Source organism: Ameyamaea chiangmaiensis (assembly GCF_013376175.1).
Classification (GTDB): Bacteria; Pseudomonadota; Alphaproteobacteria; order Acetobacterales; family Acetobacteraceae; genus Ameyamaea; species Ameyamaea chiangmaiensis.
In genome coordinates, this window is sequence record NZ_JABXXR010000011.1 from 1 (window position 1) to 25,913 (window position 25,913).

23 protein-coding genes, 2 tRNA genes and 3 pseudogenes are annotated in these 25,913 nt (G+C 59.0%); 16 read left to right on the top strand and 12 right to left on the bottom strand.

Features of this window, described 5'->3' with window-relative positions; genetic code table 11:
- Positions 1 to 339 (bottom strand): annotated as a pseudogene (locus HUK82_RS02970) (NADP-dependent oxidoreductase); the annotation flags it as partial.
- A gap of 53 nt (positions 340 to 392) precedes the next feature.
- A pseudogene (locus HUK82_RS02975) lies at positions 393 to 633 on the bottom strand (transposase); the annotation flags it as partial.
- A 361-nt stretch (positions 634 to 994) separates the two neighbouring features.
- On the opposite strand from HUK82_RS02975, the gene HUK82_RS02980 reads away from it, so the two are divergent.
- The 4 genes and pseudogenes from HUK82_RS02980 to HUK82_RS17315 form a co-directional block, all read left to right on the top strand.
- Positions 995 to 3,292: a copper-transporting P-type ATPase gene (locus tag HUK82_RS02980; protein WP_373318227.1), complete on the top strand. Its 2,298-nt coding sequence runs from the start codon at positions 995 to 997 to the stop codon at positions 3,290 to 3,292.
- On the top strand, positions 3,289 to 4,584 hold the full coding sequence (locus HUK82_RS02985; protein WP_176612536.1) for a chloride channel protein: 1,296 nt from the start codon (positions 3,289 to 3,291) through the stop codon (positions 4,582 to 4,584). The genes HUK82_RS02980 and HUK82_RS02985 overlap by 4 nt, the downstream gene beginning before the upstream one ends.
- A 218-nt stretch (positions 4,585 to 4,802) precedes the next feature.
- A complete protein-coding gene (locus HUK82_RS02990) occupies positions 4,803 to 6,068 on the top strand; it encodes a cation:proton antiporter (protein WP_176612537.1) in 1,266 nt (421 codons plus the stop codon).
- 22 nt (positions 6,069 to 6,090) lie between these two features.
- Positions 6,091 to 6,485 (top strand): annotated as a pseudogene (locus HUK82_RS17315) (IS5/IS1182 family transposase); the annotation flags it as partial.
- A gap of 16 nt (positions 6,486 to 6,501) precedes the next feature.
- Here the strand turns inward: HUK82_RS17315 and HUK82_RS02995 are convergent.
- The gene (locus HUK82_RS02995) at positions 6,502 to 7,422 is read right to left on the bottom strand and encodes a LysR family transcriptional regulator (protein WP_176612538.1); all 921 of its coding nucleotides are present in this window, start codon (positions 7,420 to 7,422) and stop codon (positions 6,502 to 6,504) included.
- A 27-nt stretch (positions 7,423 to 7,449) separates the two neighbouring features.
- Here HUK82_RS02995 and HUK82_RS03000 point away from each other — a divergent pair, with 27 nt between their 5' ends.
- The 7 genes from HUK82_RS03000 (at position 7,450) to HUK82_RS03030 (ending at position 15,225) form a co-directional block, all read left to right on the top strand.
- Positions 7,450 to 8,802, top strand: a complete 1,353-nt coding sequence (locus HUK82_RS03000) for an MFS transporter (protein WP_176612539.1) — start codon at positions 7,450 to 7,452, stop codon at positions 8,800 to 8,802.
- 1 nt (position 8,803) lies between these two features.
- The gene (locus tag HUK82_RS03005; RefSeq protein WP_176612540.1) at positions 8,804 to 9,553 is read left to right on the top strand and encodes an alpha/beta fold hydrolase; all 750 of its coding nucleotides are present in this window, start codon (positions 8,804 to 8,806) and stop codon (positions 9,551 to 9,553) included.
- A gap of 30 nt (positions 9,554 to 9,583) precedes the next feature.
- Entirely contained in the window at positions 9,584 to 11,236 is a 1,653-nt protein-coding gene (locus HUK82_RS03010; protein ID WP_176612541.1) for an acetolactate synthase large subunit, read from the top strand.
- A gap of 20 nt (positions 11,237 to 11,256) precedes the next feature.
- Positions 11,257 to 12,294, top strand: coding sequence for an alpha/beta hydrolase fold domain-containing protein (locus HUK82_RS03015; RefSeq protein ID WP_176612542.1), 1,038 nt, complete (start codon positions 11,257 to 11,259; stop codon positions 12,292 to 12,294).
- 389 nt (positions 12,295 to 12,683) lie between these two features.
- A complete protein-coding gene (locus HUK82_RS03020; protein WP_176612543.1) occupies positions 12,684 to 13,679 on the top strand; it encodes a glutathione S-transferase family protein in 996 nt (331 codons plus the stop codon).
- Entirely contained in the window at positions 13,676 to 14,299 is a 624-nt protein-coding gene (locus HUK82_RS03025) for an alpha/beta hydrolase (RefSeq protein WP_176612544.1), read from the top strand. The genes HUK82_RS03020 and HUK82_RS03025 overlap by 4 nt, the downstream gene beginning before the upstream one ends.
- Before the next feature lie 11 nt (positions 14,300 to 14,310).
- Positions 14,311 to 15,225, top strand: coding sequence for a LysR family transcriptional regulator (locus tag HUK82_RS03030; protein WP_176612545.1), 915 nt, complete (start codon positions 14,311 to 14,313; stop codon positions 15,223 to 15,225).
- Positions 15,226 to 15,578: 353 nt separating this feature from the next.
- Here the strand turns inward: HUK82_RS03030 and HUK82_RS03035 are convergent, their stop codons facing one another.
- The 8 genes from HUK82_RS03035 to HUK82_RS03070 form a co-directional block, all read right to left on the bottom strand.
- Entirely contained in the window at positions 15,579 to 16,148 is a 570-nt protein-coding gene (locus HUK82_RS03035) for a YceI family protein (protein WP_176612546.1), read from the bottom strand.
- Positions 16,135 to 16,767, bottom strand: a complete 633-nt coding sequence (locus tag HUK82_RS03040; RefSeq protein WP_176612547.1) for a cytochrome b — start codon at positions 16,765 to 16,767, stop codon at positions 16,135 to 16,137. The genes HUK82_RS03035 and HUK82_RS03040 overlap by 14 nt, the downstream gene beginning before the upstream one ends.
- A gap of 4 nt (positions 16,768 to 16,771) precedes the next feature.
- Complete coding sequence (locus HUK82_RS03045; protein WP_176612548.1) at positions 16,772 to 17,386, bottom strand: YceI family protein; 615 nt, start codon at positions 17,384 to 17,386, stop codon at positions 16,772 to 16,774.
- A gap of 212 nt (positions 17,387 to 17,598) precedes the next feature.
- Positions 17,599 to 18,081, bottom strand: coding sequence for a TonB-dependent receptor plug domain-containing protein (locus tag HUK82_RS03050; RefSeq protein ID WP_264802078.1), 483 nt, complete (start codon positions 18,079 to 18,081; stop codon positions 17,599 to 17,601).
- A gap of 452 nt (positions 18,082 to 18,533) precedes the next feature.
- Positions 18,534 to 18,941: a hypothetical protein gene (locus HUK82_RS17655; RefSeq protein WP_246495713.1), complete on the bottom strand. Its 408-nt coding sequence runs from the start codon at positions 18,939 to 18,941 to the stop codon at positions 18,534 to 18,536.
- Positions 18,942 to 19,343: 402 nt separating this feature from the next.
- Positions 19,344 to 19,420, bottom strand: a tRNA-Arg gene (locus HUK82_RS03060).
- 77 nt (positions 19,421 to 19,497) lie between these two features.
- Positions 19,498 to 19,574: transfer RNA gene (locus HUK82_RS03065), tRNA-Arg, on the bottom strand.
- 108 nt (positions 19,575 to 19,682) lie between these two features.
- Positions 19,683 to 20,036 carry a hypothetical protein gene (locus tag HUK82_RS03070; RefSeq protein WP_176612550.1) on the bottom strand — a complete coding sequence of 118 codons (354 nt, stop codon included), beginning with the start codon at positions 20,034 to 20,036 and terminating at the stop codon, positions 19,683 to 19,685.
- 190 nt (positions 20,037 to 20,226) lie between these two features.
- On the opposite strand from HUK82_RS03070, the gene guaA reads away from it, so the two are divergent.
- Both guaA and HUK82_RS03080 read left to right on the top strand, forming a co-directional pair.
- Positions 20,227 to 21,807, top strand: a complete 1,581-nt coding sequence (gene guaA, locus HUK82_RS03075) for a glutamine-hydrolyzing GMP synthase (RefSeq protein WP_176612551.1) — start codon at positions 20,227 to 20,229, stop codon at positions 21,805 to 21,807.
- A gap of 293 nt (positions 21,808 to 22,100) precedes the next feature.
- Positions 22,101 to 23,357 (top strand): tyrosine-type recombinase/integrase, encoded by a 1,257-nt coding sequence (locus HUK82_RS03080; protein ID WP_048877108.1) that lies wholly within the window; start codon positions 22,101 to 22,103, stop codon positions 23,355 to 23,357.
- Here the strand turns inward: HUK82_RS03080 and HUK82_RS03085 are convergent.
- Positions 23,323 to 23,607 (bottom strand): helix-turn-helix transcriptional regulator, encoded by a 285-nt coding sequence (locus HUK82_RS03085; protein ID WP_048877107.1) that lies wholly within the window; start codon positions 23,605 to 23,607, stop codon positions 23,323 to 23,325. The two genes, HUK82_RS03080 and HUK82_RS03085, sit on opposite strands and share 35 nt — an antisense overlap.
- Before the next feature lie 280 nt (positions 23,608 to 23,887).
- Between HUK82_RS03085 and HUK82_RS03090 the strand changes: the two genes are divergently transcribed.
- From HUK82_RS03090 to HUK82_RS03100, 3 genes are read left to right on the top strand one after another with little or no spacing between them, the layout of a single operon-like run.
- Entirely contained in the window at positions 23,888 to 24,529 is a 642-nt protein-coding gene (locus HUK82_RS03090; protein WP_176612552.1) for a DUF2239 family protein, read from the top strand.
- 22 nt (positions 24,530 to 24,551) lie between these two features.
- Positions 24,552 to 25,007 (top strand): hypothetical protein, encoded by a 456-nt coding sequence (locus HUK82_RS03095; protein ID WP_048877104.1) that lies wholly within the window; start codon positions 24,552 to 24,554, stop codon positions 25,005 to 25,007.
- Positions 25,004 to 25,912, top strand: coding sequence for an alpha/beta fold hydrolase (locus HUK82_RS03100; protein WP_176612553.1), 909 nt, complete (start codon positions 25,004 to 25,006; stop codon positions 25,910 to 25,912). Before HUK82_RS03095 ends, HUK82_RS03100 begins: the two co-directional genes overlap by 4 nt.
- Position 25,913 lies beyond the last annotated feature (1 nt).

Here is a 25,913-nt window from a genome sequence, read left to right on the forward strand (position 1 = left end):
TCCATCCGGCAGGGCAAGAGCATCTTCGGCCTTGAGGGTCGCGACATCCCGCCAGCCCAGAAAATGGCTGACGCGATCGCCGACCTTAAATCGGTCGGAGCGTGTTTCGACTACCCGGCCGACGGCGGCCCCCGTCATGGGCTCGTTCAGTTCGAATGGCGCGATGTAGCTATCTCCCTTGTCCATGCGCGGGCGCATATACGGATCGACGGAGAAAGAGCTGTTCTGGATCCTGACCTCGCCGTCTTTAAGCGGATGGTCAGGCGTTTCCCGCAGGGCAACGTTCTCCATCGTCGGAGAACCTTCGGGGCGGGACACGAGATTCCAGGCACGAGACATGATTTTTTCTTTCTGCGTAGGACATATAGGACGGGCACGGCCCATGAGGGCTGATAGGCGCCATCGGCGAACAGATGCTTCACCCATGGCCAACGCTTGCGTATCGCATCCAGGATCATCTGGGCTCCGGCACTGTCGGAGATGCCGGCCGGGGTCAGGTTGACCACCAGGAGGCGCCCGTTCCGTATCGACGGCAATATGGCTCTTGCGTCCCACGACCTTCTTGCCGGCATCGTAACCCCTTGTCTTTGCATGAGGCGCCTTGATGCTCTGGCTGTCGATCACCGCCGCTGACCAAGCAGTTGCTGGCTCGTTCGGGCCAGTTGCCCGAGGCGCCGCGGACAAGTGCTGTCTGTGGACAGGCATTGGCGGCCTTCGGTCTCCGTAATCCGCCTTTTGTATTGGGCGCGCGCGCCATCCCGCATTGCCGATACAACCCTTATCTGACAGCCCAAGCGAGGTTTGGAGGCGTAGCGGCTCCTGCTTTCATTCATTCGGGATAAGCAGGCCCGCTTTTGTTATCTGCTGTCACGGGGTATCGGTCGTTATCAAAGCGAGTCTGTTTCCCACGTTGACTGGAAGAGATCGTATGCCAGAGCATCATCAACACGACGATCCGCACGTTTCCACATCCGACACGGTCTGGACCTGCCCAATGCATCCGGAGATCCGGGATAATCACCCCGGAAAATGCCCCAAATGCGGCATGATGCTTCAACCGGCAGAGGAGGTGACCGGTGCAGGAATGATAGACGGGATGGGTCATGACCAGACGTCGCATCACATGGCCTGTCACCATCATGGCGCTCGCTTGTCAGGAAAAGCAGATGCAGTCTCCGCTGGCCGCGACACGGTTTGGACCTGTCCAATGCACCCGCAGATCCGTCAGGACCATCCCGGAAACTGCCCTCTCTGTGGCATGGCGCTTGAGCCCGCGGAACCCACCGGACAACATGACGACAATCCCGAACTAAAGGACTTCACGCGCCGACTGATCGTGGCAGCCATCCTCGCGATTCCGCTGATGGTTATCGCCATGGGCGTCGATCTCGGCGTCCGTCGCGCTCCGCCTGCGCTCGCTTCCTGGATCGAACTCGCGCTCACGCTGCCGATCGTCTGTTGGGCAGGTCTGCCGTTCTTCCAGCGTGGCCTCGCATCCCTTCGGACCGGCCACTTCAATATGTTTACCCTGATTATGTTCGGGGTCGGCGCCGCATTTGGCTATAGCCTCGCGGCGACGCTCATACCCGAGGCGTTTCCCAAGGCATTTCGGATGCCCGATGGCTCGTTGCCGGTCTATTACGAGGCGGCTGGTGTCGTGGTGGCCCTCGTTCTGCTCGGGCAGGTGCTTGAACTGCGCGCCCGCGCGGCAACCGGCAATGCCATACGTGCGCTGCTGGATCTGACGCCGAAGCAGGCGCATCGGATTGGTACCGAGGGCAAGGAGGAGGATATCGGGATTGAGGACGTCGCGAAAGGCGACCGGCTTCGCATTCGACCGGGCGAGTCCGTCCCTGTCGACGGCAAGGTGTTGGACGGCGCATCGAGCGTGGATGAATCCATGATTACGGGGGAGGCCGCGCCCGTGGCGAAGAAAATCGGCGATGCCATAACGGGCGGCACGATCAACGGCACCGGCAGTCTGGAAATCGAGGCGCAGGCCGTCGGCAGCGACACCATGCTGGCCCGCATCGTGAAGATGGTTGCTGCGGCTCAACGCTCGCGCGCGCCAATTCAGACTATCGCCGATCGTGTGTCGGGCTGGTTTGTGCCGCTGGTGCTCGCTGTCTCCGTAGTGACGTTCATCGTCTGGTATGCTGTTGGTCCCGTGCCACGCTTCGGTCACGCGCTGCTCAACGCGATCTCGGTATTGATCATCGCCTGTCCCTGCGCGTTGGGTCTGGCCACGCCTATGTCGGTGATGGTCGGCACCGGGCGTGGTGCGCGCGAGGGGGTTCTGGTGCGCAACGCAGGGGCACTGCAGGCACTGGATGCCGTGGACACGTTGGTCGTGGACAAGACGGGCACTCTGACCGCGGGCCATCCGAAGCTGATCGCGCTGGATGTTGCGGACGGCTGGCAGGACGACGAGGTACTGCGTCTGGCTGCCTCTGTCGAGGCGCAGTCGCAGCACCCGCTGGCACAGGCCGTGGTCGAGGCGCTGAAAGCGCGACAGCGCGATCCCGTGCCGGTCCGTAATTTCGCATCGCAGCCGGGGCTGGGCGTCAGTGGCGTGGTGGACGGGCGTCAGGTCGTGATCGGCAATGCAGAGCGCCTGAAACAAGCTGGCGCCGAGACTCTTCCGTTGGAGCCTGCGGCTACGGCGCGGCGTCAGGAGGGGGCAGGCGTGATGTTCGTGGCAATCGACGGTAGACTGGCGGGATTGATCGCGGTCGCCGATCCCTTGCGCTCGGATACCAAGGCCACGCTTGCGGCTCTGCGGGCCGATGGCCTGCGTATCGTCATGCTGACCGGTGATAATGAGACGACCGCCAACGCGGTGGCGAAGGCGGCCGGCAGCATCGCGGAAATCCATGCCGGGCTTAAACCCCAGGAAAAGGCCGATATCATCCGGCGCCTCGAAGCGTCAGGCGCCCATGTGGCGATGACGGGCGACGGTGTGAACGATGCTCCCGCGCTCGCCGCTGCCTCCGTCGGCATCGCCATGGGCACAGGCACGGACGTGGCCATTGAAAGTGCCGGCATCACGCTGGCGCATGGCAGTCTTGGCGCGTTGGTTAGGGCGCGAACACTGGCGCATGCCACTATGCGCAATATTCGGCAAAATCTGGGGTTCTCGTTCCTGTTCAACGGGATCGGCATTCCCGTGGCGGCTGGTGTCCTCTATCCCGTTTTCGGCCTTCTTTTATCTCCGATGGTCGCGGGCGCCGCGATGGCGCTGTCTTCCGTCACTGTCGTGACCAATGCGCTGCGGCTCGGGCGAGGCCAGTGAAAACAGGCCCAGCCAGCCAGCGCCCATGCGGCCTGACGCTTCTCTCTCTGCTGTCGATCCTGGTTGGCGTCGTATCGGGGGTAATCTGCGGAGCGTTTCGATTGCTTCTCGAAGGGGCAGACAGGTTGCGCACTGTTCTCTCCGTGGGGGTGTGGCATGGCTTTCCAGCCGGCCTGCTCCTGATCCTGACGGCCAGTGCGGCCTCTTTTCTCGCCGCGCTTATGGTGCGGCGGATGGCTCCGCTTGCTTCGGGCAGCGGCATTCCCCATGTCGAGGCAGTTCTGACGGGATCGGCTCCCGCTGCCCCTCTGGGGCTGATCCCTGTGAAGTTTTCTGGCGGCCTTCTCGCGCTTGGCGCCGGTCTCGCGCTCGGGCGCGAAGGGCCGAGCGTGCAGATGGGGGCATCGGCGGCCAATGTCATTGGCGATCTGCTCAGGCTTGGCCGTTCAGACTGCCGGGTTTTGCTGGCGGCGGGTGCCGGGGCGGGGCTGGCGACGGCATTCAACGCGCCCGGCGCGGGTGCCATTTTCGTGTTGGAAGAACTTGTCGGCCGGTTCGAAGCCCGCACCGTGTGCTCGGCACTGGGAGCTTCTGTCTCTGCCATCCTTGTCGCGCGCGCTATGTTGGGTGGTAGCCCGGATTTCACGGTTACGGTCACCCCCGAGGTCATCGATGTTTCGACGCAACTCCTGTTCTTCGTGACCGGGCTTGTGGTCGGCCTTCTTGCGGTCATGTACAACCGTGTGGTGCTTACGACGTTGCGACTGGCGGACTGCCTGCCGGTCAGTGTCGAGGCGCGGGCGGCCGCGATCGGGGCGTTGACAGGATGTGTTGTCTGGCAGGTACCGCACCTGGCCGGAGGCGGAGACTGGCTGACGCAGAGTGCTATCAACGGAGCGATTGCCTGGTCTTTTATCCCGGCGTTATTCCTGTTGCGCTTGGCGTTTGGGGCACTCTCTTACGCGGCGGCAACCCCGGGTGGCCTGTTCGCACCCATGCTGGCGCTCGGCGCGCTGGCAGGACTCGGATGCGGTGATATCGCGCATGTCGTCGATCCCGCCCTGGCGGCAGACACGGCACCTTTCGTCATCGTCGGGATGGCCTCTATGTTCGCCGGATCAGTCCGCGCCCCGCTGACGGGCATCATTCTCGTCACCGAGATGACCAACGCGACAAGCCTGCTGCTTCCGCTTCTGTCAGGGAGCTTCGCGGCCATGCTCGTGGCGGACGGGATGAGGGAAGTGCCTATCTACGAGGCTCTGCGGAATCGCGCGGCTTCAGCCAAACGATAGCTACAGGCTTTCACGTTCAATGCACCTTTCGCAATTTGTAGTTTTAGGTGGACAATCTGTGGAGCAGGTATCGGTGCCTGCTTCTACGCCTCGTTTCGAGGAGAGGAGGCCGATATCGTCCCGGCTTTTGCCACTCAACAAACAATCAAGATTTTCGAGCAATGTTCCATTGCGGGTTTTTCTTGACGCAGGGGATAGGAGCAGCCAGCGGTATAGGGATGGATACCATCACCCTCCTTGCCCTGCTGCTGACACTTTCGGCAGCCTTCAGTATTCTCAATCATCATACGCTCCGCGTTCCAGTCACGATAGGCGTGCTTGTTTTCTCGTTGCTGACATCGCTTCTGGTCATGATCCTGAATCCGCTGATCCCGGCTTGCGATCTTCAAGCTCTTCCACGGTCGATGCTTGGATCCGTCAATCTGCCTGTGACATTTCTTAATGGTGCACTGTCGCTGTTGCTTTTTGCAGGAGCCATGCAGGTGAACGTCGGTAATCTGCGCGCAAAGCTTGCCTCGGTCACGGCTCTCTCTCTTCTGGGGACGGTGCTGGCCGTCGCCTTTCTGGCGATCGCGGCATGGTCTGTCTTCCCTCTGCTGGGCCACACTATTCCCTTCGCATGGTGCATCGTGCTGGGCGCCATCCTCGCACCCACCGATCCGGTTTCGGTCGTGGGCATGCTGAGACGTCTCGGGCTACCGGCGTCACTTCAGGCTGTTTTCGCGGGGGAGAGCCTGTTCAATGACGGTGTCGGGATTGTCATTTTCGGTGTCATGATGGGGCTCGCTACCGGGGGCAGTATTCAGGAGGTGACCGCCTCCGAGATTGCTCTGAGTTTCTTCCGCGAGGCAATCGGAGGGGGTCTGCTGGGCTTACTCACCGGATGGATTGCCCTCCGAGTGCTTAAGGGGCAGCGGGATCCGCACATTGACCTGCTGACGTCGCTGGCTCTGGCGACCGGAACTTTTAGCGTCGCCAACCAGCTTGGTATGTCCGGCGCGATCGCTGTCGTCATGGCCGGGCTGTGCTTTGGAACAAGCTACAGCCATTCCGTTTTCGATAAAGCGTCACGCAAGGAACTCGACGTCGCGTGGACTTTAATTGACGAAGTCCTGAATGTGTTACTGTTCATGCTCATTGGCTTTGAGGTGCTGGAGATTACGCCACATCTTTTTACGGTACTGGCGACGCTTGTCGTGATCCCGTTCTCTATTGCCGTGCGGGCATTGAGCGTGCTGTTCTCAACCCTTCCGGTTCATCTTCGTCAATGGGAGCGGGGCCGCTTTCTTGGGATCCTGACTTGGGGCGGTCTGCGTGGCGGTATTTCCGTCTCTCTCGCACTTGGACTTCCGCCAGGAGACCTGCGCGACCTGTTGCTGCCTGTTTGTTACGGCGTTGTGGTGTTCACTATCATCGTACAGGGCCTGACCATGGAATGGGTCGCCCGTAGACTCTACCCGGTCCCCGCATGCCAGCGGCAGTGAGGCGGTGCCGTCCGGTCGTCGCATGGCCAGGATTACCGGCAAAACGAAGCGTATCTGTGTGACATGACGGACGCGGCGTGGGCCCGCATCGTGCCGCTGGTGCCCGAAGCGGGACGCACGGGACTGCCGAGCGAGGTCGCATTTCGTGAGGTCATGAACGCGGTGCGTTCTCTGGTGCGATCCTGCGACGGCGGGCGGAGGGTGCCGATCCATTTCCGGCCTTGGACATGGTTCATTCAGGGAATTGGCCCGGCGGTTTGTGTTCCCGACCATTCATGATGTGAACTGATGCTTGACCGGGAGCGATCGGAGCATGAAACGGCCCCGTCGACCGCCGGGGTGGTCAGCAGCCAGCGCGTCAAGGCGCCCCACGCGAAAACAAGAGGTCACGGCGCTCGCACGAAGAGTGTCAGTCGCACTCTGTTTTTTCGCTTCAGCGCAGCTGAGGAAAGGTCCCTGCGTTCGTGGATTTGGTTACAAGTTTTTTAATCACCTCGGAAACAAAATTAACATTCCTGTTTGCTGGTTTGTTGGGTGGATAAGAGAGAAAAAGCCGCCGTCTGGGAGAAGGATTTTCGATGCGGCGAATACTCATTTTGTTTTCATGAATTTCATGGTGAAGAGAGGCAATTGGAAGAATAGTATACCCGAAACCACGCACCACAAGATCCTTGAGTGCCGGAAAGCTGTCTGCTTCCACTTGGGGGGTAAATTCCAGGCTCACCCGACTTGCGAGGTCATCCAGGATACGGCGCAGACCGTGCTGTCGGCTGGGAAGCAGAGTGACGAGCGGAAGTGCCTGATGAAATGGAATTGTATCTCCGCACTCTATCTGTGGGTCATAAGGGCTGACGAGAAATAATTCTTCATTCGCGAGAAACTCCGAACGAAGAGGATGTGTTCCCCTGGGATCGTAAAGAATAGCACAGTCGATCTCACCTTTCATTAAATATTCAAGAAGATATCCTGTATAGGAATCGATAAGGTGAATTTTCAGTTCGGGATGTTTTTCTTTCGCCTCGATAATGAGCGGCACGGAAATGATATCGCTGAGCGTGGGGGGGAGTCCGAGCGTGACCGTTCCAGACAGCCGACTCTGCGTGTACGATATATTCTCTTTCAGTTGATCGACTGCCGTGAGGACCCGACCTGCGTCTTGCAGAACCTGACGTCCTGCATCGGTGAGCGCCATTCCTCGTCCGTGCCGATCAAAAAGCCTTATCCCCAGTTCCTCTTCCAGCAAACGGATTTGGCGGCTCAGGGCAGGCTGCGCAGTGCGCAATACCGCTCCCGCCTTACTGAGGCTTCCTGAAGACGCGACCTGCACAAAGGTCTTTAGCTGCGATAACTCCATCGAGCTATAAAAATCTGATATATCTGATTGTCAAGCATTGCTTTGGATAAATGGCTCCGCAGCCGCTATGTTGGCAGGGTTCGAGTACTCGCAACCCGAATTGCATGCACTTTGGGTTGTGATGAATCACATCGTTCGGAAAATAAGTCGAATATTGATATGTCTTCGCATCATCCTATAGATAGAGAAGATCTGTGGATTGAGAAGGGAACCTCTCATTACACGCGCGCTACGATAGCATTATTCGTCATGGGTTTTTCTACATTTTCTCTCATTTATGCGATTCAGCCACTCTTACCGGAGTTGGCCGCTACCTTTCATGTGAGTCCCTCCGTCAGTGCGCTGTCACTGTCGGTTACAACCGCTGCGTTAGCGATCTCGATAGTGCTTGCTGGCGCCGCCTCCGAACTGATGCAAAGGCGCACCATCATGTTCTGGTGCATGTTGGCAGCCTCAGGTGCCCATATAGCATGTGCCTTTTCCACGACCTGGCCGACTTTGCTGGTCTGGCGAACCTTGGAAGGATTGACCCTTGGCGGTGTCCCAGCCGTTGCAATGGCTTATCTCGCTGAAGAAATTCATCCGAATGCACTCGGCCGAGCCATGGGCCTGTATATCGGCGGAACAGCGTTCGGCGCCATGATGGGACGCGTTGGCGTCGGCGTTCTCTGCGCAGTTGGAAGCTGGAGGCTGGCCCTGACAGTCGTCGGGATACTGGATGTATCCGCCACATTGATATTCTGGTTTCTCCTCCCCCATTCGAGGAATTTTATTCCTCAAAAGCAGTTTGTGATTACCCATCATCTCCGTTGCTGGCGTGAGCATCTGACAAGATCGACTATGCTTTTGCTGTTTCTGATGGGTTTTCTGGCTCTGGGTATCAACGTCACAATGTTCAATTATCTGACCTTTCGGCTGGAGAGTGCGCCGTTCAACTGGAGTCAGGGATCCATCAGTGCATTGTTTCTGGTCTATCTGATTGGTGCGTGGGCGTCGGCGACCGCCGGGCGCCTGACTGAGCGGTGGAGCCGCGGGAGAATCTTGCAGGCCAGTTTACTTGTCATGGGAGCCGGAATCGTTCTGACACTCGCCTCTCACCCGGTCATCATACTTCTTGGTATCGTCGGACAGACGATCGGTTTCTTTGCGACGCATTCTATCGCCAGCAGCTGGGTCGGCAGGTCGGCAGAAAATGCGAAAGGACATGCTTCATCCCTCTATCTGCTGTCTTACTACATGGGATCCAGCATTCTGGGAGCTGTGGGCGGCTGGTTCTGGTCTCATGCAGGGTGGTCTGGCGTGATTGTCTTCTGTCTCTTTCTGCTTGCCTGCGGGCTTGTTGCGGCCGCGCGTCTCGAGATGACAGAGCAAGGAGTCTGATATGATTTTGCCAGAAAATCTCACATTGTCCGAACGCATCCCTTCATCTCTTCCCATGGTGTTCGTGCCGGGCCTTCTTTGCGATGCCGCCATCTGGGACGCTGTGGCCCAGACGTTCTCTGGTAGTCATGCAACGTTAATTGCCGACGTCATGCAAGACGACAGTATTGCAGGCATGGCGGAACGTCTTCTTAAAGACGCGCCTTCTTCGTTTATTCTGATCGGCCTTTCCATGGGCGGTTATGTCGCCCAGGAAGTAATGGCCATGGCGCCAGAACGTGTTGCGGCGCTGATCCTGTTGGACACCAGTGCATCTCCGGACGATCCGGCACGTCTTCAGGAGCGTAGTATAGCACTCAAGTCTCTGGATATCGGACAGTTCAGGGGCGTGACCAGCACAATGATGCCGCGGTTGATCGATCGCAGGCATCTGCACGGACCGATCAGCAAGGCTGTGCAGGATATGGCGTTACGCGTTGGCAGCGAGACGTTTCTGCGTCAGCAGAAGGCCATCATGGCACGGCGCGATTTTCGACCTGTCCTGTCCACAATAACTCAGCCGGCGCTGGTCGCTGTTGGTGATTGCGATACGCTCACACCGCCGGAAAAAGCGATCGAGATTTTTCGCCGGCTCCAGAAACCATCGTTTTATCTGTTCCATCAGTGCGGTCATTTGCCGCCCATAGAGCAGCCCCTCAGGACCGCGCGCGTTATTCAGACGTGGATCAATTCCGTCACTGTCGACGGCTGAACAGAACATCCACGAGAAAGGTTGACTACTATGTCGGGAACCGTTGCAAAGTTCATTGTTGATGCTCTCGAGGCTGAAGGCGTAAAGTATGTCTTCGGTTTGCCAGGTGAAGAAAATATTCATCTGGTTCACGCGCTGAAGGGTTCGACTATACGTTTTGTGCTGGTCAGGCACGAACAGGGTGCGGCATTTATGGCCGATATATATGGCCGTCTGACGGGGAGGGCGGGGGTATGTCTTTCGACACTCGGTCCTGGTGCTCTGAACCTGCTTCTTGGTGTGGCAGACGCCACTTTCGACAGCACACCACTGGTCGCGATTTCTGCTCAGGTCGGCCTCAGCCGGATATACAAGGAAACGCATCAGATCGTTGATCTGGTTTCGGTTTACAGACCCGTCACCAAGTGGGCCGAAACTGTGTCCACCTTGCATGCGCTGCCGGAGATCGTGCGCAAGGCATTCCAGGCAGCGGAAGAGGAACGCCCGGGGGCGACATTTCTTGCCATACCGGAGGATATTGAGAGCGCCGATATCCCCGCGACCATCAAGCTGCTTCCGCGCAGTGTCACGGCACTCGGCGCTCCCGATCCCCGTCAAGTCAACGCTGCGGCAGCGCTCATAAGAGAGGCAAAAAGCCCCATCATTCTGGCGGGGCATGGCGTCGCCCGCGCCCGAGCACATGACGAACTGACAGCCCTTGCGCGGCAGATGAATATTCCTGTCGCAACGACCTTCATGGGAAAGGGATGCATTTCCGACAAATCACACCTGTCCCTCGGGGTCGTCGGATTCATGCATCATGATTATGAGAACTTTGCCTTCGATCGCGCCGATCTGATCATCGCGGTGGGATACGAGTTGCAGGAGTTTGCACCTTCAAAAATCAATCCTGACGGCAACAAGACGATCATCCACATGCATTGTTTTCAGGAGGATGTCGACGCCTCCTATCAGGTTTCAGCCGCTGTTATCGGCAATGTTCGCCTTTGTCTGGAGGCATTGCGCAAGGCAACGCATGATCTACATTTCGACGAAAAAGCCCAGGCTGCGATCAGAGGGGCGCGCCAAGCTGAACTCGCGCGCTATGCGGATGATGCCAGCTATCCCGTCAAACCGCAGCGTATCGTCCAAACCGTTCGTGAGGTCCTGAAGGATGAGGATGTGACGCTTGTCGACACGGGCGCGGTCAAAATGTGGATGGCACGCCTCTACCCTGCCTACCTTCCTTTGACCTGCCTGTTCTCCAATGGCCTGGCAACGATGGCCTATTCCCTGCCCGGGGCAATTGGAGCGCATCTGGCCTGTCCGGACAGAAAGATACTGGCCGTCATGGGAGACGGCGGTTTCCTGATGAATTCTCAGGAGATTGAAACCGCGGTCCGGGAAAATATTCCGCTCAAAATACTGATCTGGGTGGACGATTCCTTTGGCTTGATCGAGTGGAAGATGGACCTCGCGTTCAAAGAGTCGTACGGGGTGCGGTTCACAAACCCGGATTTCACGACGTATGCAGAAAGCTTCGGCTGTAAGGGCTACTGGGTTGATTCAGCGGAGTCCTTGAGTCCAATCCTTTCTCAGGCCATCAATGAACCGGGCGTCTCGATCGTTGCCTGTCCCGTTGATTATTCAGAGAATATGAAGCTGAGCGAGCGTCTTATGCACCTTGGGGACGGGGCGATATAATGCACAGGAGAATAACGTTTATGAAAGCCCAAGCCTTTTTTACGTTATTGGGGGTCTCCATAATCACTATGCCCGCTCAAGCCGCTCTCCCGGTTCCGCCGCCGAAGGTTGCCGCGAATACCGTTTTGCAGCCGCCTGCTCGTCCAGCTCAAGTCACGTTCGCGGGCGGCGTCCGGCAGCTTCCGGGCGTGGTATACGCATCGCGTCCCGGATACCGGCCCCTCACACTGGATCTTTATCTCCCTCCCGCAGGCCTCAAGCCGCCAGCCGAGGGTTTCCCACTTGTGGTTTATATCCACGGAGGAGCCTGGATGGTCGGTATGTCCCAGCAAATGGGCGCCTTTGTCGACTTCCCGGCTGTGCTCGCCAGTCTGTCTGCGAGGGGCTACGTCGTGGCCTCCCTCAATTATCGACTGAGCGGAGAGGTCACATGGCCCGGGCAGCCAGAGGACGTGGCAACTGCCATTCGGTGGCTGCGGGGGAATGCCAAGGCCTATCACATTGATCCGGCGCGCGGTGTTGTTTGGGGTGTTTCGGCTGGGGGCCACTTGACTGGTTTGGCCGCGACCGCTCCCGATCTCACGGTCGCTAAGGCGGATGGTGCCGATCCTTATGCGCATATTTCCACGGTGATGCAGGCTGCGGTCAGCTGGTATGGCGTTTTTGATCTGTCGACGATTTCCGAACAGGCCAAGCTGACCCCTGGTGCCCGTCCTCACGATGTCGAGGATGCGGCAGAATGGAAAATGCTCGGCTGCTTTGATAAGCAATGCCCGGAAGGGCTTGTCGCACAGGCAAGTCCGGTGACGCATGTCAACACAGGCAGTCCTCCTATGCTGCTCATCGCCGGCACAGCGGATCGAACCGTTCCTTACCAACAATCGGTAGAAATGGCTGATGCCCTGAAGAGGGCGGGTGTTGAGCACACGCTCATTCTGATGCCGAATCTCGACCACGGCCTGATCGGTAAAACGCAAAAAGAGACGGAGACGGGTTCTCTCGAGGCTTTGTCGAAAACATTTAATTTCATTGACCAGACAATGCACACGGGAAAATAGGCAGTCGATCGGTTTTACGATAAAATAATGTGAGGTTTTGCGGCGCCAGACATGGCGCTGTACTTCATAGGTGCGCTGGTCAAGACGTAAGGACTTCGTATGATCGCGCGGGTCTGACGTGCTCCCCACTTTTCATCCAGTCAACGAAGAGTTCGCGTCTGGGGGGCTTGAACGGATGTTGATGCCGCTTTTTTCCCAAATTCCGTGTGCTGCCGCTCCCCTTCTTTAGACCACTGTTTCTTCTGGGGAAGGAATGCCGTGCCGTCACAGTGTCTAATCTTTGCTGATCCGTCCGATTAAGATGAAGGCAGGGTGATCCGAGCAGTTCAGGCAGATGTCGCCCTTTCGTCTGAAGGTCACAACGACACCGTGGGACATAGGAGCGTCTGATGCTGGTTGATGGACAATGGGTTGAGAACTGGCAGCCCGTTCAAGCCAAGGACTCAAAGGGTGGGTTTGTCCGCCAGATGTCTTCCTTCCGGAACTGGGTCACTCCTGACGGAAGCCCCGGGCCTACGGGAGACGGTGGTTTTGCAGCCATAAAAGGCCGCTATCATCTCTATGTTGCCCTGATCTGCCCCTGGGCGTCGCGCACGCTCATGGCTCGTAGCCTGAAAGGCCTCGAGGATGTTGTATCGGTATCGGTCGTTGAGCCCACTCTTACCGATCAGGGCTGGCGCTTTGGCGATTATCCCGGCGCGGACATCGATACGCTCAATGGTGTGACATGGATGCACGAACTCTACACCCGTGCTGATTCCCACTATACCGGTCGTGCCACGGTTCCGGTTCTCTGGGACACAGAAAAGCAGACGATCGTGAACAATGAGTCCGCCGATATCGTGCGGATGTTCAATTCCGGGTTTGGTACGCTGGCGTCGTCGAACCACGACCTCTATCCCGAAGCCCTACGCGGTGAAATCGATATCCTGAACGACGGGCTGTATGCGCAGCTCAACAACGGCGTTTATCGCACCGGGTTTGCGACAACACAGTTGGCCTATGAGGAAGCCTTCGCAGGTGTTTTTGATATGCTCGACAGGCTGGAAGAACGGCTGTCCAGCGGCGCCTCATGGCTGGTTGGGGAGCAGTTGACGGAAAGTGATATCCGCCTTTTCGTGACGCTGGTCCGTTTCGATGCTGCCTACCATGGGCTGTTCAAGTGCAACCGCCGACGCATTGCGGATTATCCGAATCTGAGCCGCTATCTGGAGCGGGTTCTCGGGGTCAGGGGTGTTGCGGAAACCGTCAATCTTGATCATATCAAGCGCGGCTATTATTCGATCAAGGCGCTGAACCCCAACGGCATCGTGCCCCTCGGGCCCGACCTCGCATGGGCGTCATACCTTCCTCCAACACCCCGCCCGTCGGGAGCAGTAGCATGAGTGCCGGCCTGGTCATCTTTCTGCATGGTGTCGGCAGTCGGGGTGCCAGTTTTGCGCCGTTACTGGCACAATGGGGGGTGGATCTCCCCACGATCGCTCTTGCCGCTCCGGATGCGCCGTTCACGTTCGACCTTGCGCCAGACGGGCGACAATGGTTCAGCATCAAGGACGTGACGGAGACCAACCGGCCGGAACGGATCGTCGCTGCGCAGAAGGCTTTTGACGACACACTCCAGTCCTGCGTCTCTGAGGCCGGCTTTGAAAACAGGCTGGACCGGGTCGTGCTTGTGGGCTTTTCCCAAGGGTCGATCATGGCGCTGGATGCCGTGGTCTCCGGCCGTTGGCCCGTGGCCGGCGTGGTTGCCTTTTCCGGGCGGCTTGCCTCGCCCCCCGTCTATGCTCCGTCCACGGGAACACGTATTCTGCTGATCCATGGCGACGCAGACCCCATCATGCCGGTGCAGGAATCTCAAAGAGCAGCACAGACCCTGACGACGATCGGCATGACCGTTACATGTGACATTCTGCCCGGTGTCGGTCATACTCTGACGGCTTCGGGAGTGAGGCGGGCGCAGGACTTCACACAGTCCCTTCTGCTTCCGGGTTCGTCTGCCTCCTGAGGACCTGTGATTTGGATCGTCTGAGCCTTGACCGCCTGTTTGTCGCCGTTCTGGAAACAGGCAGCTTTGTCGCGGCATCCGGGCGGATGGGGGTCAGCAGCGGCCAGGCGTCCAAGATGCTGTCCCGCCTTGAAGCCGATCTGGGCGTGCAACTGATCAAGCGGACTACCCGCGCCCTTTCCCCTACTGAGATCGGCCAGGTCTATTATGAGCGTGTCAGGATTTTGCTTGAGGAGCGCGACGCGCTCGATGCATCCATCCGCCAGACATCGGGCGCACCCTCGGGCCGACTGCGGATCACGGCCCCGATGTCGTTCGGCGCCGTCCAACTGGTGCCGGCGCTGCTGGCCTTTGCGGAGCAATATCCCGCCATCAGCCTCGATGTCAGTTTTTCGGACCGGCTGGCGGACCTGGTTGAGGAGGGCTTTGATGTCGCCGTCCGTATCGGGCGTCTGTCCGACAGCAGCCTGATTGTCCGCAGGCTGTGCGATGCCCGGATCGTCACCGTCGCCGCCCCAACTTACATCATGGCCCGTGGTGCACCGCAGCGTCCGGAAGAACTGTCGCAGCATACATGCATCATCGACACCAATTTTCGTACGCCCCACAGTTGGTCTTTCCATGATGCGTCATCAGGACAGGATATTCAGGTTCCGGTAACCGGGCGCATCGCCTTCTCCAACGGGGAAGCCTGCCTGACAGCGGCTGAACGGGGCCTGGGAATAGCCTGTCTACCCAGCTTCATTGCAGGCCCGAAAATACGGGAAGGTAAGCTGACACCCCTGCTGCACAACTTTGAGCCGCCAGTGCTGGGAATACACGCCCTTTACCCACCCGCGCGGCATCTCGCCGCAAAGGTCCGGGCTTTGTCCGATTTCTTGTCGGATTATTTCCGAAGTCGGGCAGAATGGGACGAAGGCTGGTAATTTTTTCTTTATGGCGTGGAGGGCTGAACCCCAGCCCGGCGCCTTCATCCAGAGCCGCGCCGGATGATGAAGGGCATGTCGCAGCGGTTTCGTAAATTCCCTCGTTTACAAACACGCGGTCGATAATGCAGCATGCCAGCGCGGAGCGGGACGGCAGCAGGAATGCCGCGTGGAACAATCCTGCTTCCCGAGGGGGGCATTGTCGCCCATGTCTGTCCTGCCGAAGTTCGAGCAGGGACTTACCGCCGACACCGAGGCGCACCGTCACTCCGTTCCCCGCCGAATTCTTCGAGGCCAACCATCTTCTGATGGAAGGCCGTAACCTTTCACGGACCATTCACTGTCAGTGTTGATCAGGGTTTCCGCTGCGCCGTGACGTCGATGTCGACGCCAACGTTCAGTGCGACCCACTGCCCGCTCGCCCAAGGGCCCTGTCCGACCCCAAAGTCGGAGCGCACGAGATCAACATGCCCTTTCGCATGCGCTGTGGTACCATTGATGTCGAGGGTGAAGGGCAAGGTGACCGGTTTGCTGATCCCACGTATCGTCAGGGTGCCGACTGCCTCGTAGGCATTCCCTCCCGTGGTACGAAAGCTCTGTGCGTCAAACACCGCGGAGGGGAAACCCGCAACATTGAACCAGTCTTTTCCCGGTAAAGCACCATCACGTTGCGGATCGCCCGTGACGGCACTTGCCATGGCGAGCGTCACATGGGCATGCCCAGCCTCGGGATGCGCCGGATCGAAAGAAATAGTGCCGTTGAATGTTCCGAAATGACCGCTGAACGGCGTTCCGGTCTGCTTGCCGGAAAACGCCAGCGTGCTGTGCGCCGGATCAAGCGTCCAGTCTGCGGCCATGGCAGACAGGGGCAGAGAAAGGCCCGCCGCCAGCGGCAGAGCGGTGATCATTTTAATGGATGGCATTGTGAAAATCCTCTGGCTGCTTGCGCTGGGACGATCCGACCGCCCAGGGCAACATACGCCCAGGCACTGAATCCCTGAGAATAAGGGCATGTCGCAATACGGCGGCGACATGCAGGACGATCAGAGCGGCCAGCGTCCAGGCGGCCCAATGGTGAAACCCTTTCAGGGCGGCTTCGACGGGAGCCTTGTCCTGAAGCGTTGCGAGAACCGGAAGGTCCGGCCATGGCACCATGCCGAACAGCACGGTTGGAATACCGAGCACAGACGCGGAAACCATGGCCCAGCCGCTGAGCGGCAGGACGATCTGCAATCCATAAAGGGCCAGATGAGCCAGATGGGCCGCCCGACGTTCCGCGACCGGCATACCTGCCGGAAGCGCGGGTGCCGCATGGGTCAGTCGCCATCCCACTCGCAGGCAGACCAGTAACAGGACCGAGATCCCGATGGATTTATGTAACTGATACAGCTGGAACATGCGCATCGGATCAAGGGAAGCGTGATCCATGGCCAGCCCCATGCCGATCAGGAGCAGGACACCGGCGGCAATCAGCCAGTGCAGTATGATCGCCACCACCCCGTATCGCGATGTTCCATCAATCGGCATCGGGACTGTTGTCATGATCTCAGTTCTGCTTTTCGAAGGCACCGGCAATGTGCAGCGTCACGTCGTCACCGACATAGGGCACGTACATCTTCACGCCGAAGTCGCTGCGCTTGATTGTCGCAGTGGCGTCGAAGCCGGTCGTGTAGTTCTTGTCCATCGGGTTGATACCGGCGCCGACAAAATGCACCTTCAGCGTCTCGGGCTTCGTGACGCCATGCAGGGTTAGATTACCCGTCACGAGGGCATCTGTCTTGCCGACGCGCTTGACCTCAGTAGAAATGAAGGTCGCATTCGGGAACTTTCCAGCATCGAACCACTGGTCGCTCTTGAGTTCTTCGGTCAGTTTTTCGCTGGTTGTCTGCACGGAGGCGACGGGGATCGTCACGGACAATTTCGAAGCGGACGGCGTCTTGGCATTCAGTTCCAGTGTGCCGGAAACATTGGAGAAGAGGCCGCTGTAGTATGTGAAGCCGAAATGTAGCAGGGAGAAGCCAACCTGCGTATGGCCCGGCTCAATGGCATAGGTGCCGGACTGGACCTGGGCCGTGTCCGTCACTGTCTGAGCCGAGGCGACGGCAGGCAGGGCCGCGATGGAAGCTGCAATAAGGGCAACGCGAGGCGAAGAGAAGCGCATGGTATGATCCTTATAGAAAACTGCCCACTGACCAAGGGGGCGTAGTGCTTGATACCAGGTCATGAACTGAACAATATCCTGTCTGTCGGCGGCCTTCTGGTCTACGGAAAGGTTGGAAAATTATTCCATCCAAATTGGAACTAATCCTAATTGTTCACAGAGGCAAACGGAAACGTCAGTGGTTCAGGCGAGGTCCAGTCAAACCTTGTAAGTTATTCCTTTATATGAGGAATAACTGAAAGCGGTGTTCTGGCGCCATCAGAACGGTGCGAAATGGTGCGGAAGACCCCGTCCAGATAGGTGCCCACGGACGGCTCACCCTGTGTATCGATTTCGCCGATACCGCGAATAAAATAGTTGTTGACCAAATATCCCGGCATATTGTTCGGCACATACAGGTTCGGCGTCAGACGTGCGAACTGTCTGGTGTTCTGCACGCCGAGCCGTTCGAGCGTTTGCGCCGTGAGAAGGGATGTGGACGCCGGCGTTTTCTGCAGCTCTTTCGCGCGCCGCGCACCTTGGGACAGGCCGGTGACCTGCACGGTCTCAGCATTCTGTTTCAGAGCGCTCTTTGGTGCCTGCGCATGGCCGACGGGCGCGGCGGGGCGATACGAAGGTATTGTCTGATGGTTCAGCGGGGGCGGAAGCGGCGTTGCGGCAGACGCCTTGTGGCCCGCGAGCGCCAGAAGAATCACGCAGCACGTTGCCCCCATATGTTCCGGCCGGTAGCCAGCCTGTTGATGACGACGACCAGTGCGAGTGCGAGGCGGCCTGCCATATGACGATATTACGGATCCTAAAGTCTTTATTTTCGGTAAATAAATAAAAGATATATTTTAACAGAAATTAATTGTAATAGGTTCGAGTTTCGGGCGGCAACGCGCCTTTTTATGGCTTATTTAAAACTATCTGATAAGAGCCGTTGAGACGTCATTATTTGCCCGGGAGCAGGGGTTGTCCGCATCCACGGTGTATTTTTGGAAAAGAGTATAATTGCCGAAGATGTTCGGATGTGTGCTTCGGAAAACCCGAGAACAGGTCGGGTGATCGGCGATCGATGCTCATAAATCGCTGACGATTGACTCACCAGTTAGCGCGCCCGCGCGAGGCACTCCATAGGGGACATATCGCCGACCTATCACAGTTGTTAATCGAAACAGCGAGCGGAACACCCAGTGGGGCTGTTGGACCTCAGACGGCAGCCGAGCACGATCGCCGTGCTGAAGACCTGTCCGATCGTGCGGGAGGAAGGAGGCGCCCCGATCACAAGCGGCATGGCGTCGATGTCTCGCACGTCGCGGGACGGCACATCTGCCCGCTCGGCAGTCTCATGCCATCGGGCACCGGCGGCGGTGATCTCGTGTCTGATGTCTTGGACAGGCAATTTTCTCAAAAGCTGTCCTTTCCCTGTGGGCATCACCTTGCGCATCGGTAATCCGGCATACCGCCCGATATGCTCCGTTGAGCCGGCGAGCGCCGAGAGGATGGTCAGCGGTTCGAAACGGTTAAGATAATGGGGGATGGATTTTTCACTGATCGATAGGCCGTCGGCCATGAACAGGAAATCGAAGTTCCCCTCTCTGCCGTCTGCGCCTGCTGGCGGTAGAAGCGGATATTGGTGCTGGCGCGAACGTCGCGGTCTGGGTGGCGCCAGTCGTCCCACGTGCGCCCGACGCCGTGAAGGATGTCGGTGCGCGGCGGGTTTCCGAAGCCGCTTCGGTCGGCGGCGCCGACTGCGCGAGGGCAGGGCTTGCGGCCCACGCGGTGGCGATCAGGGTCGGCACTGGCGTCCGGGCGAGAAGACGAGGGGGCGCCATGATGCGTGCCGAGCACCGGTCGATTATATAATAATGATAATCATTATCAATTGAGGCATTTTATCGAAATTCGGCTGCGGCTGGTCGGAGTCGCCGCGCGTCCCGGATTCGCGCCCTGAGCGTCTAATCCTGATGAAAGATGGCGCACCCGAAAGGACTCGAACCTCTAACCCCCAGATTCGTAGTCTGGTGCTCTATCCAATTGAGCTACGGGTGCATCGCGGACTCATGCAACGCATGGGCCGGGCAGAGCATGGACGGGCGGCTTACGCAGCGGTAGTCCAGACTGTGAAATGGCGCACCCGAAAGGACTCGAACCTCTAACCCCCAGATTCGTAGTCTGGTGCTCTATCCAATTGAGCTACGGGTGCGTCGTGGGGCGGTTTCTAGCCGAGGCGATTTGGTCTGGCAACCCAGAAAATGACGGTGCGATGACGGGCGGGCAATCCCGCGCAAGGCGGCCGTGGCGCGCCCTGACGTCAGGGCGCAGGGCGGGTCAGGGTCACGTGTGCCCGGCAAGTGGGTGTGCCGAAAACACCGGCGAAGGATGCCCCGTCGGGGTGCCCTTCGAAGACCATGGGCAGCGGTTTGTGATTGCGGTCCGGCAGGACGAGTTCCGCGTGAACCGACCCGTCCGGGTGGTGTGCGCCCCGGAGGACCAGCGCGCTGTCTCCGGGCGTGAAGACGACGCTTGTGCGTGACACCTGAAGGGTCGAGCTGATCTGGTCCGGACAAGTACCCGCATCCGTCTTCAGTGTGCCGACCCAGTCCCCGAAGGGTTCGCGTGCTGCATCGACCGGTGGCGCCGCGTGGCCGACCGCGGCGGTGAGCATTCCCAGGACAAGCGCAGACCCGGCCCCTGTTAATCGACGCCTGGGGAGGGAGGGGGACGATAGGCTCATGATCGCGTCTCACGGTGCACGGGGTAGGGTGACGGCGTCGGTGGAACAGCTTATACCCGGTTTTTTATGCCCGGTCGCGCCCCGGGAAACGGTCGCCGAATAGCCAGCAGAAAGACGGACCATGACTGAGAACGCAACCCTCGACCACGTGCTGCATGACGATCGTGTCCTGATCCTGGATTTCGGCAGTCAGGTCACGCAGTTGATCGCCCGCCGGGTACGCGAAAGCGGGGTGTACTGCGAGATCTGGCCGTTTACGGCGACAGACGAACGTATCCGCGCCTTCGCCCCGCGTGGGATCATTCTGTCCGGCAGCCCCGCCAGTGTTCACGACGAGAACGCGCCCGCTATCCCCGACGCGGTGTTCGCACTGGGTGTTCCTGTCCTTGGCATCTGCTACGGTCAGCAGGCAATGTGCCGCGTTCTGGGCGGAAAGGTCGAGACGCACGAACACCGCGAATTCGGCCGCGCGCATATCGACATCACCGAGGACTGCGCACTGTTCCGAGGCACTTGGGCGCGTGGCAACCGGGAGCAGGTGTGGATGAGCCATGGCGACCGGGTGACGAGCCTGCCACCCGGCTTTCGTGCGGTTGCGGTCAGCGAGGGCGCACCGTTTGCAATCATCGCCGACGAGGGACGGCGCCTATATGGCGTCCAGTTCCACCCGGAGGTGGTTCACACGCCGCACGGGGCGAGCCTGATCCGCAACTTCACGCATGACGTGGCTGGCTGCAAGGGCAACTGGACCATGGCCGGATTCCGCGACCTCGAGATCGCGAAGATCCGCGAGCAGGTTGGCACGGGACGCGTGATCTGTGGTCTGTCCGGTGGAGTCGACTCGTCAGTGGCAGCCGTGCTGATCCACGAGGCGATCGGCGATCAGCTGACCTGCATCTTCGTCGACCACGGCATGCTGCGCGCGGGCGAAGCCGAAGAGGTGGTCAGCACCTTCCGCGGCCGTTTCAACATTCGCCTGATCCACCGCGATGCGTCCGACCTGTTCCTGGATGCGCTGAAGGATGTCACGGATCCAGAGATCAAGCGCAAGACGATCGGCCGTCTGTTTATCGAGGTGTTCGAACAGGAGGCCGCCAAGATCGGCGGTGCCGATTTCCTGGCACAGGGTACTCTGTACCCCGACGTGATCGAGAGCGTCAGCTTCACCGGTGGCCCCTCGGTCACCATCAAGTCGCACCACAATGTCGGCGGTCTGCCTGAGCGCATGAACATGAAGCTTGTCGAGCCGCTGCGCGAGCTGTTCAAGGACGAGGTGCGCGATCTCGGGCGGGAACTCGACATCCCCGAGAGCATCGTTGGGCGTCATCCGTTCCCGGGGCCGGGTCTGGCGATCCGTATCCCGGGCGCGATCGACCGCGACAAGTTGGCACTTCTGCGCAAGGTCGACACGATCTATCTGGAGGAAATCCGGCGCGCCGGTCTTTACGACGCCATCTGGCAGGCGTTCGCGGTTCTGTTGCCGGTCCGGACTGTCGGCGTCATGGGTGATGGCCGCACATACGATCAGGCGTGCGCCCTGCGCGCGGTCACCAGTACCGATGGCATGACGGCCGAGTTCTATCCGTTCGACATGGCCTTCCTCAATCGCGTGGCGAGCCGTATCGTCAATGAGGTGCGGGGGATCAACCGGGTAACCTACGACATCACGTCCAAGCCGCCGGGGACGATCGAGTGGGAATGATTTTTGCCCATCCGGGCATATCCAAAACCACGCTAACGTACGATCTAACTCACTGATAAAAATAAATATTCCTGTCGACATCTATCGATGCCTATCGGTGGGCAGAGATCGCGGCCGTCGGCCCCGCTGACGGGCCTCGGCCATATTGATCACGACGAAATTTGAAAGTACCGTCAAGGGAGATGAGGCTCCTGACGGTACTTTTTTAACGCTAAGCTGCTGACAATACGCAGACTTTTCCGGCGAGAGCGCCCCAAAACCGCGCGACGGTACTTTTTTGGAGGTGGCATAGCATGTTGACGGATGCAGCGATCAAAGCGCTGAAACCCAAAGAGAAAATGTACAAGGTGACGGACCGTGACGGCATGTATGTGCGCGTCGCGCCATCTGGCGCGCTCTCGTTCAGGCTGGACTATCGGCTCAATGGACGACGCGAGACGGTCTACCTGGGCAAATACGGGCGAGATGGAATCTCGTTGGCGCGAGCCCGGGAGCTCTGTCTGGATGCCAAGCGAACGATCAGCGAGGGCCGATCGCCAGCCATTGAGAAGCAGCGCGAAAAGCGTCGTATCAAGGAGGCGAAGAGCTTCGGTGAGTTCGGCGAGAAATGGCTGGTGAACGCGCCCATGGCCGACAGCACCCGCGCGATGCGTCGTTCTATCTTTGAACGTGAGCTATTGCCGATTTGGCGCAACCGCCTACTGACGGAGATCACGCCAGATGACCTTCGCGCCCAATGCGGAAAGATCGTCGATCGCGGCGCTCCGGCGACGGCGATCCATGTCCGGGACATACTGAAGCAGATTTACGGCTTCGCGATCCTGCATGGCGAGAAGGTGGCCAACCCGGCCGATGACGTCGGACCGGCATCGATCGCGACTTTCACGCCAAAAGATCGAGCTCTGTCGCCCGCCGAAATTCGAGTAATGCTGAAAGAGCTTGAAAAGGTTGCCACACTACCGACGATCCGTCTCGGGATGCGGCTTTTCTTGTTGACGATGGTGCGCAAGAGCGAGCTGCAGGACGCGGTATGGGATGAAGTTGACTTCGAGAACGCCGTTTGGACGATTCCCAAGGAGCGAATGAAGCGGTCGAAGGCGCATAACGTCTATCTGTGTCGCCAAACACTGGATATCATGATCGCGCTCAAGACGTGCGCCGGTAACTCACGTTATTTACTGCCTTCGCGGTACGACGCCGATGCTCCAATGTCCCGTGCGACGTTCAACCGTGTCACCTATTCGGTTGTGGAGCAGGCCAAACAGGATGGGCTGCCGCTCGAACCATTCACGGTTCACGATCTGCGGCGGACTGGATCGACCCTGCTGAATGAGTTGGGCTTCAACCGTGATTGGATCGAGAAATGCTTAGCGCATGAAGACGGCCGATCGTCGCGCGGCGTCTACAACAAAGCGGAGTACGAAGTTCAGCGTCGTCATATGATGCAGGAGTGGGCGGACATGATCGACGCGTGGATTGATGGCCGGAAGCATGTCCCCACTCTCTTGCCGCCGGCTATGTCGCTGGTCGCGCTTGATCCCGCTCTTTGATCGGACGCGACTTCCGTTTTGATACGTCGGGATGTTTTGCGCGGCGGATTGGAGCGGCCCGCCGCGCCATCAGCCAGGCTTCCACCTCCGCCAAGTCCCAGACGATACAGCGCGGAGATAGGGCAAACCGTCGCGGGAATTCGCCACGTTGCTCCATCTCATAGATGGTGCTGTCGGCAAGCGGAACCATCTCGCGCAGTTGTTGGCGTCGGATTGTCCGGCGAATTTTCAGGTGTTCGATTCGAGTCATCTATTTCTCCTTTCTCGCTGACGCGATTGAGGGCGATAGATGTCGATACTGGAAGTCCCCTTGAAGCGCCGTGCGGTCCTTTCGGGCTATGGCGTACACATCGGCGGGTTTTCTTGTGGCATATCCCCTCGTCAGACCATTCCCATTCCATGCTTGATCGGGAGACTGAATGAGCATCTGGGCCACGGACGATCGACGGAAAGTGCATATTTCTACCCGGGCGTAATTGACAATAAATTTTATCCGGGTATTAATCTGGCGATCCATAAGTGAGCACCCCATGTCCGATCCTACTCTCAAGACCTGCACGGCATTTGTCCGGGATCGATTGCTCCTCTCAGGCCCCCTTCCTGACGTGGCCCTGGCCGTTCGGCAATCGACCGGCGTGGCGGACATGGTTCTCGTTTTCGACGACGCAACGGGTCGCATTGTCGATCTCGATCTGCGTGGCAGTGACGCCGACATTCTTGAACGGATTTCCCAGCCCCCGACGACCTATGCTGGGCGCTATCGCCCCAAAATAGATGCGGTGTCGGCCCTGCAGGGATCGGACGAAGCCCCGAGCCAGAAAACCCGAGGCCGGCCGAAGTTGGGCGTCGTCGCCCGCGAGGTGACCTTGCTGCCCCGGCAGTGGGAATGGCTGACGGACCAGCCCGGCGGAGCGTCCTCGACGCTGAGGCGTCTCGTGGACGAGGCGCGCAAAGCGGCGAACCCGCGCCAGCAGAGGCGAGCCGCTCAAGACGCCGCGTACCAGTTCATGCAGGCCATTGCGGGAGATCTGCCCGGTTACGAAGACGCGACCCGGGCCCTCTTCGCCGACGACCGGTCCTCATTGGAACAAAGGATCGCTGCGTGGCCTGAAGACATCCGCACCTATGCGCTGCGTCTCGCCTTCGGCGCTGGCGAGAACCAAAGCGCTTAACCCGCCATTCAACGGAACACCGATGACCAGAACCGACCCCATTTCCTACCTGAAACCGACACAGGAAGCCGGCCGCACGTTCGTTCAGCGCGATCTTGCCGGCCCCGTCGTGATGCTCAACCTGCTGCGCTTCAGGGCTGTCGCCGATTATTCTGGCCACCCTGAGCTGGCACCTGCCAGGCCGATCAGCGGTGCTGAGGCTTTCAATCTCTATGTCGAGCACACGCTGCCCTTCTTACGAGAAACCGGTGGCGATCTCCTCTTTTTCGGCCATGGCGGTCCCTTCCTGATCGGCCCGGCCGATGAACATTGGGATCTGGCGATGATGATCAGGCAGGCCAGTGCTGCGTCCTTCCTCTCCTTCGCCAGCCATAAGGGCTATCTCGCTGGACTTGGTCACCGCACAGCAGCGGTGATGGATTCTCGACTTCTGCCATTGTCCGAAATGGCGCTACCCGTCGCAGGAGCGAGGCCATGAATATTGCAAAGGCCAATGGCATCGAGCTCGCGTGGGACAGTTTCGGCCATGCCGATGCGGAATCGGTACTGCTGATTTCGGGGCTTGGAACGCAGATGATCCGCTGGTCCGAGCCTTTCTGTACGGGGCTGGCTGCACGAGGCTATCGCGTGATCCGTTTCGACAACCGCGATGCGGGCCACTCGACGCATTTCAGCGCTTCGCCCGCGCCGGATTTCGGCGCGCTCGCAACTGCCCTGATGGCCGGGCGCAGACCTGATGTGCCGTATACGCTTGACGACATGGCAGCGGATGCGATCGGCCTGCTTGATACGCTCGGGATTGCCAAGGCCCATGTCGTCGGGCGCTCAATGGGGGGAATGATCGCGCAGGTTCTCGCGAGCGAACATGCGGATCGGGTCCTTTCGCTGACGTCGATCATGTCGAGCACCGGCAATCCGGTCCTGCCGCAGGCGGCACCCGATGTCATGGCGATGATGATGCGCCCCGCGCCTGATCCTATGATCGATCCGGAAGGCTTTCTCGCGGTGCGCCTCGCGTTCGCGCGCAGAATCGCCGGGACGGGTTATCCCTTCGATGAAGAGGCCCATCGCGCCATTCTCCTTGATGAAGTAAGGCGTAGCTACGATCCGGGAGGCACTGCGCGGCAGATCGCTGCCATGGCGGTGGCTGGAGACCGGCGAGCACGCCTCGCAAACATCACGGTCCCGACACTCGTCATCCACGGCGTCGATGATCCATTGATCCCGCCCGCCTGCGGTCAGGACACGGCGCGCTCCATACCGAACGCGGTCTACCTGCCCATCGAGGGCATGGGTCATGATTTGCCACGAGACGTTGAAGAACGGACCATCGACGCGATCCGCAAGGTGATGGCAGGCCAATGGTCGGCTGAAGGCACCTGAC